Below are 12,031 nucleotides of genomic sequence, written 5' to 3'. Positions count from 1 at the left end.
GAATTCCATTTGTGGGAGCGAGCCTGCTCGCGAATGCGGTGTGTCATTCAGATGCATCAGTGCCTGACAGGACCTCTTCGCGAGCAGGCTCGCTCCCACAGGGAGCCTTGATCGTGCCGGAGATTTCCGTCCAAACCGAATTCCATTTGTGGGAGCGAGCCTGCTCGCGAATGCGGTGTGTCATTCAGATGCATCAGTGCCTGACAGGACCTCTTCGCGAGCAGGCTCGCTCCCACAGGGAGCCTTGATCGTGCCGGAGATTTCGGTCCAAACCGAATTCCATTTGTGGGAGCGAGCCTGCTCGCGAATGCGGTGTCTCATTCAGATGCATCAGTGCCTGACAGGACCTCTTCGCGAGCAAGCTCGCTCCCACATCGGGCCTTGATCGTGCCGGAGATTTCGGTCCAGACCGAATTCCATTTGTGGGAGCGAGCTTGCTCGCGAATGCGTCAGTCCATTCGACGCATCTCTGTCAGATCACCTCCCAGCCACCCCCCAACGCTTTGTACAAGGCAATGCTCGCCTGCAACCGCGACAGGCGCAGTTGCACGTTGAGGTCTTGCGCCGCATACAGCGTGCGCTGGGTTTGCAGGACGGTGAGCAGGTCTTCGGCGCCGGCCTGGTAGCGGCTCTGGGCGATGTCGAAGGCGGTTTGTGCCTGGTTCAGTTCTTCGCTTTGCCATTGCCGTTGTTCATCGAGGCCACGAATGCTGCTGAGGGCTTTTTCGACGTCGGCGAAGCCGTTGATGATTGCCCCGCGATAGGTCTCCAGCAATTCGTCCTGCCGCGCCTTGGCCTTGTCGCGTTCGGCGCTGAGGCGGCCGTTGTTGAAGATCGGCGCGGTCAGCCCCGAGGACAGGTTGTAGAACGTCGTGCGCAGCAAATCGGCGGCCAGATCAGCGCCGCTGCCGAGACTGGCGGTCAGGGTGATTTTCGGCAGCATCGCGGCGCGGGCGACGGTGACATCAGCCTGGGCTGCGGCGAGCTTGGCCTCGGCGCTGGCAATGTCCGGACGCCGGCTGAGCAAGTCGCTCGGCACGCCGCTGGCGATGTCCGGCCAGTGCAATTGAGCGAAGGATTGCGTGGGCAACGGCAACGCTTGCACCGGTTGGCCGAGCAGGGAGGCGAGGCTGATCAGTGCTTCGCGGGCCTGTTGTTGCACCAGCGGCAGACGACGCTGTTGTTCGGCCACCAGGCTTTTCTGCTGGGCCAGTTCCAGCGCGGTGGCGCTGCCAGTGTCGAAACGGGTCTGCACCAGATGCAGCACATTCTGCGCATTGGCCAGATTGAGTTCGGCAATGCGCGCCTGCTCACGCAGGGCCAGGGCCTGGGTGTAACTGTTGGCGACGCCGCTGAGCAAGGTCAGTTCAACAGTGGCGCGGTCGAACTCGCTGGCCTGTACGCCGAGCACGGCACTGTCGCGGGCGGCACGCTTACCGCCCCAGAAATCGACTTCGTAGCTGGCGCTGAGCTCGGCATCGTAATAGTCCAGCGAACGACTCTCCGGGCTGACATCCAGTTGGCTGTAGCCCTTGCCGTGAATCAGTTTCTGCCGGTTGGCATTCAGCCCGGCCTTGAGCTCGGGCAGCAGCGGGGCGCCGGCGATGGTTGCGCTGGCCTCGGCCTGTCTGACCCGCGCCACGGCGGCGGCGAGGTCGTAGCTGCCCAGCCGCGCCTGTTCCACCAGCCGCTCCAGTTCGGGGCTGCCGAATTGCGTCCACCATTGCCGATTGCTCTGCAGCGCGCCGGGGGTGTCGGCGGACTGCCACGCGCTCGGTGGCTGCACGCCGCTGTCGAGGCGCGGCGCCGGGCTGCTGCAGGCCGCCAGCAACAGGCTGGCGGCGAGGAAGGTCAGTCGCACTTTCATAGGTCGATCATTCACTGGTAAGGGCCGTGACCGGGTCAAGCCGGGCAGCTTTGCGGGCCGGCATGAAGCCGAAAATGACGCCGGTGACCAGCGCACAGGCAAACGCACCGATCACCGCCAGCCCTTGAAAGGCGATCGCCACGCCGCTGAGCAACAACACGCCGCCGACCAGCAGCGCCAGGCCGATTCCGGCGATTCCGCCAACCACCGAGAGCATCAGCGCTTCAGTGAGAAACTGACGGAGGATGTCGCGCTGACGGGCGCCGGTGGCCATGCGAATACCGATCTCGCGGGTGCGTTCGCGTACGGTCATGAGCATGATGTTCATCACGCCGATACCGCCGACCAGCAGGGAAATCGCCGCAATTGCCCCCAGCATTAGCGACAGTGTGCCTTGCGTGCGCGCTTCGGCCTGGATCATCGCGGCATTGTTGGTCAGCTCGAAATCCTTCTTGCCGTGGTGCCGGCGCAACATCGCCTGCTCGATGGCCTGTTCGGCGTCCTTGACCTTGCGCGCGTCCTTGGCGGCAATCACCACGTATTGCGGATTGCGGCTGCCGAACAGTCGCGTGCTCGCCGCCGAATAGGGCACGGCAATGCGGTTGTCGCTATCAGAGTCGCCGGAGCTGGCGCCTTTTTCGGCGAGCACGCCGAGGATCTGGAACGGCACGTTCTCGATGAGGATGTATTGACCGATGGGGTCGGCGACATCCTTGAGCAATTTGTCGCGGACCTTGGTGCCGATCACCGCGACGGCGGCGGCGCTGTCCTCGTCGGCCTGGGTGAAGTAACTGCCCTGGATCACCGGCCAGTTGAAAATCTGCGGAAAGTTGGTGTCATTGCCGCCGACGTAACTGCTGTGGTCAGCATTGCCAAAGCGCACCCCAGCGGTCGAGCCGTTGACCGGCATGATCCGTTCCACCTGGGGCAGGGTGGACAGTTCGGCAACGTCGTCGAGGGTGATGATGCCCTCCGGCGTACGCGGGTTCGGCGCCGAGCCGCTGAGGTAAATGATGTTGGAGCCGAACGCACCCATTTGCGCCATGACCTGACGCTTGCTGCCTTCGCCGACGGCGAGCATGACCACCACCGAGGCCACGCCAATGACGATGCCCAGCAGCGTCAGCGCCGTGCGAAAGCGGTTGATCCACATCACCCGCCACGCCGCTTGTACAGCGTCGAGCAGTTCACCTTTCCAGGCGCCGGTCTGGCTGCTGCCGTTGCTCAGGCGCTGGCGCAGGTCGACCGCTTGCAACGCGCCGGGATTGGCCGAAGGCGGCGCGCACGCGTACCCGGCGCTGTCGCTGATGATCAGGCCGTCGCGGATTTCGATGATGCGTTTGGCCCGTTGCGCCACTTCGCGGTCGTGGGTGATGAGGATCACCACATGACCCTGATCGGCGAGTTCGTCGAGCAGGCTCATGACCTCGGCGCCGCTGTGGCTGTCGAGGGCGCCGGTCGGCTCGTCGGCGAGGATGATATGGCCGCCATTCATCAGCGCACGGGCGATCGACACCCGCTGTTGCTGGCCGCCGGAAAGCTGATGCGGGCGATTGCCGGTGCGAGTGCCGAGGCCAAGACGTTGCAGCAGCGCGTGAGCTCGGGCATGCCGCTCGGCGGCCGGGGTGCCGGCATAGATCGCTGGCATCTCGACGTTTTCCTGGGCCGAGCCGGACGGGATCAGGTGATAGCCCTGAAAGACAAAACCGAAGGCTTCGCGGCGCAGCCAGGCCAGTTCATCGCTGTCCAGCTGCGCGACATTTTCCCCGGCGAACAGATACTCGCCGCTGGTGGGGCGGTCGAGGCAACCGAGGATGTTCATCAGCGTCGATTTGCCCGAACCGGAGGCGCCGACAATCGCAACGAACTCGCCGGCATGGATCGACAGATCGATCCCGCGCAGCACTTCCACCAGCGGGCTGTCATCACCGCCATAGGCTTTGCGGATCTGCCGCAGGTCGATCAGGGGCGTGTGCATTCAGCCTCCATGACCAGTGGCCGGCGCGCTGAGAACATGCTCGCCCTCGGCCAGACCTTCCAGCACCTGGGTGCGCAGGCGATCGCTGATGCCGGTGCGTACTTCGCGCGCCTGAATTTCACCGTTGGCAGCGACGATCTGCGCTCGCTGCCACTGCGGACGCGAGCCCGGTTGCAGGGCAGCAGTCGGTACGGTCAGGGTGTCTTGCGCCTGTTCGGCGACGAAGAACACCTGCGCGGTCATGTCGGTCATCAGGCTGTTGTCGGCGTTATCGACATCGAGCAGCACGGTGTACAGCACCACCCGTTCGCTGCCACTGCGACCACTGGTTGGACTGCCGCCCTGATTCTGTTCAAGCGGACGCGGCGGCACCGGCAGGATCTGCCGCACGGTGCTGCTCCAGCGCCGAGTGCCGCCGCTGAGGGTGGTGAAGTAGGCGGTCATGCCGGGTTTGACGTGGCCGATGTCGGCCTCTGAAACCTCGGCCCACACGGTCATCGGCGACAGTCGGGCGATGCGCAGGATCAGCGGGGTCTGTTGTTGCGCGTTGAGGGTCTGGCCTTCGCGCGCACCGACGGCGACCACGGTGCCGCTCATCGGCGCGTAGATGCGCGTGTAACCGAGTTCCGCCTCGTCACTGCGCAGGCTGGCCTGGGCCTGACGGATCTGCGCCTGGAACATGTCGATGCGCGCCTGGGTTGCGCGGACCTCGGCGCGCGCGGTCTGCACGTCTTCTTCGCGGGTGGCGCCACCGGCGGCGAGTTTCTGCTGGCGCTGGTATTTCTGCTGCGCCAGATCGTGCTGGGCACGTTGCTCCTGCAACTGCGCCTTGAGATTTTCGATGGAAAAGCGCCCGGCATCGAGCTTGGCTTTCTGTGTCGACGGGTCGATTTCCACCAGCAACTGGCCTTCCTTGACCGTATCGCCGGCCTCGACGTGAATCTTCTGAATCTGCCCCGAAGCCTGTGCTCCGACATCCACGTAGCGGCGCGGCTGCAAGGTGCCGAGCGCCGTCACGCTGTTTTCGATATCGCCGCGGCTGACCTGCACAGTGGCAACGGCGTCGCGACCGGGTGGCAAGACTTGCCAGGCAGCGACGGCGATCACGGGAATCAGACAGAGGGCGGCAAACAGCGCGCGACGGGCGGGGCGGGGACGATTCATGCAGGGTTCCGGCCAGTGGTTGCGGCCCGTCGCAAGGCACGACAGACACAGGGGCTGTCCTGTAAACGAGGCATGGGCGACGGAATTTAGCCGCAGACACATCGAGTTACCGTAGCCGGGCCACGACTATTTGTCCTGGATATGGAATCAACTCTTTAAATCTATATGAGAATTACTATAAATTACGCACCTCAAGTTGCCACTATCTTGCTACTGCGTGATTCGCAGGTCTGATCAGTGCGCTCAAGGACAGAAACGGCATCGATGCGGTCGGGAGTCATGTTGGAAAACTACTATCGTGAGCTGGTGTGTTTCCTCAACGCCAGACTGGGCAACCGTCAGGTCGCCGAGGATGTGGTGCATGACGCCTATGTACGGGTGCTGGAGCGCTCCAGCGAGGTGCCGATCGAACAACCCCGGGCCTTTCTTTATCGCACCGCGTTGAACCTGGTTATCGACGATCATCGCCGCAACGCGCTGCGCCAGGTCGAATCGCTGGACGTGCTGGATAACGAAGAGCGCTATTTCACCCCGTCCCCCCACGGCACCCTCGATCACGGCCAGCGCCTGGAAATGCTCCAGCGCGCACTGGCCGAGCTGCCGCCGCTGTGCCGCGACAGTTTTCTGCTGCGCAAGATCGAAGGAATGTCCCATCCGGAAATCGCTCAGACCCTCGGCATCTCCCGGGCACTGGTGGAAAAACACATCGTCAACGCCATGAAGCATTGCCGCTTGCGCATCCAGCAATGGGATGGCCAGTGAGCCGCGCCGGTTAAATTTCCTTTCATCGTCCTCGTTCCTACTCAACAGACGACCTGCTGACCTGATTCAGGCCGGTCAGGCCACCCAGGCTTTATTTCCCCGCGTTGAGGGGTTCATCCAGAGGACACTGGAAATGACACAGGCAATTGCATCGCCCATCGTTCACGACCTGATCGGCGTCGGTTTCGGCCCTTCGAACCTGGCACTGGCCATCGCTCTGCAGGAGCGCGGCCGGATCCAAGGCGAACTGGATGTGCTGTTCCTCGACAAGCAGGCCACTTACAGCTGGCACGGCAACACCTTGTCGACGCAGAGCGAGTTGCAGATTTCCTTCCTCAAGGACCTGGTGACCCTGCGCAATCCGACCAGCCCTTACTCGTTCGTCAACTACCTCAAGCACCACGGGCGTCTGGTCGATTTCATCAACCTCGGCACTTTTTATCCATGCCGCATGGAGTACAACGACTACCTGCGCTGGGTGGCCGGACAGTTCACCGCGCAGAGCCGTTATGGCGAAGAAGTGCAATTCATCGAACCGGTATTGCACAGCCAGCAGGTCGAAGCCTTGCGGGTGATTTCCCGGGGCAGCGACGGCCAGCAGTTCGTGCGCACCACGCGTTCGGTGGTGGTCAGCGCTGGCGGCACGCCGCGTATTCCAGAAGCGTTCAAGGCACTGAAGGGCGATCATCGGGTGTTTCACCATTCGCAATACCTGTCGCAAATGGCCAGGCAGCCGTGCGTGAACAACCAACCGATGAGCATCGCCATCATCGGCGGCGGGCAGAGCGCGGCGGAAGCCTTTATCGACCTGAATGATTCGTTCCCGTCGGTGCAGGTCGACATGATCCTGCGCGGCTCGGCCTTGAAGCCTGCGGATGACAGCCCGTTCGTCAACGAGGTGTTCTCGCCGGAGTTCACCGATCTGGTGTTCCAGCAGAACAGCGTCGAGCGCGAGCGTCTGGTCAACGAGTACCACAACACCAACTATTCGGTGGTCGACATCGACCTGATCGAACGCATCTACGGCATCTTCTACCGGCAGAAGGTTTCCGGGATTGCCCGCCATGCGTTCCGCACCCTGACCACCGTCGAGAGCGCCACTGCCACGGCAAACGGCATCGAACTGGCCGTGCGCAACAACGCCACCGGCGAAGTCACGGTGCGAATCTATGACGCCGTGGTGCTGGCCACCGGTTACGAGCGGCAGATGCACCGCAAGTTGCTCGCGCCGCTGGAGGAGTACCTCGGTGAGTTCGAGGTCGATCGCAACTACAAACTGATCACCGACGAGCGCTGCAAGGCCGGCATTTATATGCAGGGCTTCTGCCAGGCCAGCCATGGCCTGAGCGATACGCTGCTGTCGGTGCTGCCGATTCGCGCCGACGAAATCGCCGGCTCGCTGTACGAGCATGGAAAACAGCGCGGGCACAGCCGCTCGGTGGCGGAGCTGTTGTTGGCGACTGCCAGCTGAAGTATGCGGCGCCTGTCACACCGCTTTCGCGAGCAGGCTCGCTCCCACAATGGTTCTGTGAACGCAGGGCAAAATGTGGGAGCGAGCCTGCTCGCGAAGGGGCCATGGAAAGCCCCACATATGATCGTTCCCACGCTCTGCGTGGGAATGCCGCCCGGGACGCTCCACGTCCCTTTCAGAAGCCGAACGCGGAGCGTCCGATGAGGCGTTCCTACGCTGAGCGCAGGAACGATCGCGGGGAAATTCTGAACCCTTCCTGAACACCCCCCACATTCGCCGAAAACACCTCTTCCAGCCGTTTCGCTGCGGGCGTAAGCTTCGCGCGTTTTCATCAATTGCGGAGACCCACAGTGGGTACTTGTTCGAGTGACAGTTGTCGGCCGGTCTCGATCACCGGCAGATTCTCGGCAAGATAACGCGCAGTCTTTCCCTGCCGTTGTCTCGCCGTAACAGCGAGCAGCGGCATCCCGTGCACGGCCAGTTCTGGATCGTGTCTCGACGTCCTTCTCATCGACGCTGAACCAGGCGTGATGGCGACCTCAGTCGTCATCGCAGCCTATCGACACGCCTGTCGTTCCCGACCGGCGTGCCACGTCTGGCCGTGCCGGTTGTCCCGGTGCCAGGGCGCGGCGGTACCTGCCCGACGGTTTCCCGGCTGACCACAGGGGACACAGCCATGAAACTCACGCTCAAGGAATTTTTCGCAGGCTTTCTGCGCAGCCGCCACATCGCCCGGCACTTCCGTCGTCTGGCGCTGCTGGATTCGATCAATGACACCACGGTCAGCCGTGAAGTGCCGCCGACGCTGGCCAGTACGCTGGTCGCTGCCGCCCATGAAGACAGCGCTGCGTTGCTGTCATCGCTGGGCACGCATGGCGAGGGGCTCACCGAGGTCGAGGCCGATGCACTGCGCGCGCAACATGGCCTCAACGAGGTCGAGCACGAGCAGCCGCTGCCGTGGTGGACTCATCTGTGGCACTGCTACAAAAACCCGTTCAACCTGCTGCTGACCTTGCTCGCGGTGATCTCCTGGCTGACAGAAGACCTCAAGGCGGCCGTGGTGATTTTCTCCATGGTGGTGCTGTCGACGCTGCTGCGCTTCTGGCAGGAGAACAAATCCAATCAGGCCGCCGATGCGCTCAAAGCCATGGTCAGCAACACCGCTACGGTGCTGCGCTGCGATGGCCCACGCCGCGAGCTGCCGATCAAGCAACTGGTGCCCGGCGATCTCATCGTGCTCTCGGCCGGCGACATGATTCCCGCCGATTGCCGCGTGCTCAGCGCCAAGGACCTGTTCGTCAGCCAGGCAGCAATGACCGGTGAGTCGATGCCGGTGGAGAAATTCACCCGGCAGACCGATCGCGACACGCGTAACCCGCTCGAGCTGGACAACATTCTGTTCATGGGCACCAACGTCGTCTCCGGCAGCGCGATTGCACTGATTCTCACCACCGGCAACAGCACCTACTTCGGTGCGCTGGCGCAACGGGTCGGCGCGACGGACCGCGCGGTGACCTCGTTTCAGCAGGGCGTCAACAAGGTCAGCTGGCTGCTGATCCGCTTCATGTTCGTCATGGCGCCGCTGGTGCTGTTCATCAACGGTTTCACCAAGGGCGACTGGAGCGAAGCGCTCCTGTTCGCGCTGTCGGTTGCCGTGGGCCTGACCCCGGAAATGCTGCCGATGATCGTCACTTCGACCCTGGCCAAAGGCGCCGTGTTTCTGTCGCGCAAAAAGGTCATCGTCAAACGCCTCGACGCGATCCAGAACTTCGGCGCCATGGACGTGCTGTGCACCGACAAGACCGGCACCCTGACTCAGGACAAGATCTTTCTGGCGCGTAATGTCGACGTCTGGGGTGAGGATTCTGACGCTGTGCTGGAACTGGCCTACCTCAACAGCTACTACCAGACCGGCCTGAAAAACCTGCTGGATGTCGCCGTGCTCGAACACGTGGAAGTCCATCGCGAACTCAAGGTCGGCAGCGTGTTTCGCAAGGTCGATGAGATCCCCTTCGATTTCAATCGCCGGCGCATGTCGGTGGTGGTGGAGGGCCGCGGTCAGCCCCATCAACTGATCTGCAAAGGCGCGGTGGAAGAAGTGCTGGCGGTGTGCAGCCGGGTGCGTCACGGCGAAGTTGATGAGGCTTTGAGCGATGAATTGCTGGCGCGGATTAGTCAGGTCACCGCAGCCTTCAACGCTGAAGGTCTGCGCGTGGTGGCGGTCGCGGCTCGCTCAATGGCAGAAGGGCGCGAGATTTACAGCCTGGCTGATGAGCAGGGACTGACGCTGATCGGTTACGTGGCGTTCCTCGATCCACCGAAGGAAAGCACCGCGCCAGCGCTCAAGGCCTTGGCCGAGCATGGCGTGGCGGTCAAGGTGCTGACCGGTGACAACGAACTGGTGACGGCGAAAATCTGCCGTGAGGTAGGCCTCGCCCAACAGGGTTTGCTGCTGGGCAATGACATTGAGCGCATGAGTGATGCTGACCTGGCCATGGCGGTCGAGACGACCAACGTCTTCGCCAGGCTCACGCCGGCGCACAAAGAGCGCATCGTCGGCATTCTCAAGGGCAACGGCCATGTGGTCGGATTCATGGGCGACGGTATCAACGACGCGCCGGCGCTGCGCAGCGCCGACATCGGCATTTCCGTGGACAGCGCGGTGGACATCGCCAAGGAAGCGGCGGACATCATTCTCTTGGAAAAAAGCCTGATGGTGCTGGAGGAGGGCGTGCTCGAAGGGCGGCGCACCTTCGCCAACATGCTCAAGTACATCAAGATGACTGCCAGCTCCAACTTCGGCAATGTGTTCTCGGTGCTGGTTGCCAGCGCGTTCATCCCGTTCCTGCCGATGCTGCCGATGCACCTGTTGGTGCAGAACCTGCTCTACGATATTTCGCAGATCGCCATTCCGTTCGATAACGTCGACGACGAGATGCTGAAACAGCCGCAGCGCTGGCAGCCGGCTGACGTCGGGCGCTTCATGCTGTTTTTCGGCCCGATCAGTTCGATCTTCGATATCACGACGTTCGCCTTGATGTGGTACGTGTTCGACGCCAACACCCCGGATCACCAAACGCTGTTCCAGTCCGGCTGGTTCGTGGTCGGTCTGCTGACACAGACGCTGATCGTGCACATGATCCGCACGCCGAAGATCCCGTTCCTGCAAAGCCGCGCGGCCATGCCGCTGCTGGTGATGACCGGGGTCATCATGGCGGTCGGCATCTTCCTGCCAATGGGGCCGCTGGCGCATTACTTCAAATTGCAGGCGCTGCCGTCGCTGTATTTCGTGTTTCTGCCGGTGATTCTGCTGGCGTACATGGCGCTGACCCAAGCCGTTAAAGGCTTCTACATCCGCCGGTTCGGCTGGCAATAACCGCCATGGAATGCTTTCCCCTGTGGGAGCGAGCCTGCTCGCGAAGGCGTCGTGTCAGTCAATAAATTTCTGACAGGTATACCGCCTTCGCGAGCAGGGGATATTGGTGCGTCAGGGCCGCCGGATGAATGACCAAATTTTTAGGAAAAGTCCTACAGAGCTATCGCCGACGCTTGCGTAGTCTTGCCCTCCCCAAACCTCACCGGGAGAATGACCATGAGCAACAAAGCGTTGCGCATCCTGATCGCCGACCCGCAGCATTTTCATCGCATGAAAATCGAGCGCCTGTTCAACGCGCTCGGCTACTACCGCGTCGCCCCGGTGCAGACTCTCGGCGAACTGTTGACCCTGGTCGACTATGGCTGCGAGCCGTTCGATGTGCTGGTGATCAATGCCGAACTGGCGGCAGGCTCTCTCGATCTGCTGGGCTTTCTGCTCGATAACCCACAGGTTCGCCATGCTCTGATCTACAACGAACCGTCGGCACCTTTGCAGGCGGCTGCCGGGTTTGCTCAGGAAAACGCGCAGATCAGCCCGACGCCATTGCCCAATTCACAGCTCATCGGGCAGGTAATGGCGAGAGTCGAAACTTGCGACGAACCCCAGGCAGCGCCTGACGCCCACGCATCGTTGCGCCATGCCAATGCATAAAAAAACACTCTGCACAACTGTCAGACCTGACAGGTGATTCTCTTGCCCATCCATGTAACAGTGCCGGCGCAGCCACCGACTCCGGGACAGACTGTTGCGGTGTCTTCGATTTTGCAGGAGTCCCAATGAAGTCAGCGCTGATCGTCGATGACCATCCAGTCGTGCGCGCGGCCATTCGGATCGTTCTGCAGGCTCAAGGCTTCACGCAGATTCATGAAGCGTCCAATGGCAATGAAGTCGTGCCGTTGATCTGCGCGCATGATCCGCACCTGGTTGTGCTCGATCTGGGGCTGGGATCGATGGACGGTCTGGAAGTGCTGACGCGAATCCAGATCAAGGCGCCAACGGCGCGTTGCCGGGTGCTGGTGTTCAGCATGCATGAGCCCACGCATTACCAGGAGCGCTGTCTGCGCGCCGGCGCACGGGGCTACGTGACCAAGAGCAATCAACTGACTCTGCTGCACGAAGCCATCAAGGCATTGATGTCCGGCCATACTTATTTCTCCGCATTGCCCAATACCAACGGTCTGTACAACGCCGTGCAACGCACGGAAAAGGAGCTGATCGCGCAGCTGTCCGATCGAGAGTTATGCATTTTCGTGAATCTGGCGCTGGGCAAACCGAACAAGGCCATCGCTTTGGAAATGCACCTGAGTCACAAAACCGTCAGCACCTACAAGACCCGCATGATGGCGAAACTTGGCCTGGGTTCGCTGGTGCTTCTGCGTGAGTTCGCCAAGCGCAATCACTTGATCTGAGTAC

General features: G+C 61.8%; 8 protein-coding genes. 5 read left to right on the top strand and 3 right to left on the bottom strand.

Annotated features, from left to right (window positions below; genetic code table 11):
• Positions 1 to 472 precede the first annotated feature (472 nt).
• The 3 genes from J5M66_RS05655 to J5M66_RS05645 are packed head-to-tail and all read right to left on the bottom strand — an operon-like array spanning position 473 to position 5,009.
• Positions 473 to 1,867, bottom strand: a complete 1,395-nt coding sequence (locus J5M66_RS05655; protein ID WP_207807359.1) for an efflux transporter outer membrane subunit — start codon at positions 1,865 to 1,867, stop codon at positions 473 to 475.
• A gap of 7 nt (positions 1,868 to 1,874) precedes the next feature.
• On the bottom strand, positions 1,875 to 3,845 hold the full coding sequence (locus tag J5M66_RS05650) for a MacB family efflux pump subunit (protein WP_207807358.1): 1,971 nt from the start codon (positions 3,843 to 3,845) through the stop codon (positions 1,875 to 1,877).
• Entirely contained in the window at positions 3,846 to 5,009 is a 1,164-nt protein-coding gene (locus J5M66_RS05645; protein ID WP_024012365.1) for an efflux RND transporter periplasmic adaptor subunit, read from the bottom strand.
• 279 nt (positions 5,010 to 5,288) lie between these two features.
• Here J5M66_RS05645 and J5M66_RS05640 point away from each other — a divergent pair, with 279 nt between their 5' ends.
• The 5 genes from J5M66_RS05640 to J5M66_RS05620 all read left to right on the top strand — a co-directional run bounded on the left by J5M66_RS05640 (position 5,289) and on the right by J5M66_RS05620 (position 12,027).
• Entirely contained in the window at positions 5,289 to 5,771 is a 483-nt protein-coding gene (locus J5M66_RS05640) for a sigma-70 family RNA polymerase sigma factor (protein ID WP_016773904.1), read from the top strand.
• A 133-nt stretch (positions 5,772 to 5,904) separates the two neighbouring features.
• Positions 5,905 to 7,242 (top strand): SidA/IucD/PvdA family monooxygenase, encoded by a 1,338-nt coding sequence (locus J5M66_RS05635; RefSeq protein ID WP_207807357.1) that lies wholly within the window; start codon positions 5,905 to 5,907, stop codon positions 7,240 to 7,242.
• A gap of 676 nt (positions 7,243 to 7,918) precedes the next feature.
• Positions 7,919 to 10,618 carry a magnesium-translocating P-type ATPase gene (gene mgtA / locus J5M66_RS05630; RefSeq protein ID WP_207807356.1) on the top strand — a complete coding sequence of 900 codons (2,700 nt, stop codon included), beginning with the start codon at positions 7,919 to 7,921 and terminating at the stop codon, positions 10,616 to 10,618.
• A 216-nt stretch (positions 10,619 to 10,834) separates the two neighbouring features.
• Positions 10,835 to 11,269: a hypothetical protein gene (locus J5M66_RS05625; protein ID WP_016773907.1), complete on the top strand. Its 435-nt coding sequence runs from the start codon at positions 10,835 to 10,837 to the stop codon at positions 11,267 to 11,269.
• A gap of 125 nt (positions 11,270 to 11,394) precedes the next feature.
• Positions 11,395 to 12,027 carry a response regulator transcription factor gene (locus tag J5M66_RS05620; protein WP_206420700.1) on the top strand — a complete coding sequence of 211 codons (633 nt, stop codon included), beginning with the start codon at positions 11,395 to 11,397 and terminating at the stop codon, positions 12,025 to 12,027.
• Positions 12,028 to 12,031 lie beyond the last annotated feature (4 nt).

This window comes from Pseudomonas sp. 67(2021) (assembly GCF_017491835.1).
In the GTDB taxonomy this organism is placed as follows: domain Bacteria; phylum Pseudomonadota; class Gammaproteobacteria; order Pseudomonadales; family Pseudomonadaceae; genus Aquipseudomonas; species Aquipseudomonas atacamensis.
Note: the sequence above shows the minus strand (reverse complement) of the source record. Positions and strands in the feature narration are given on the sequence as shown.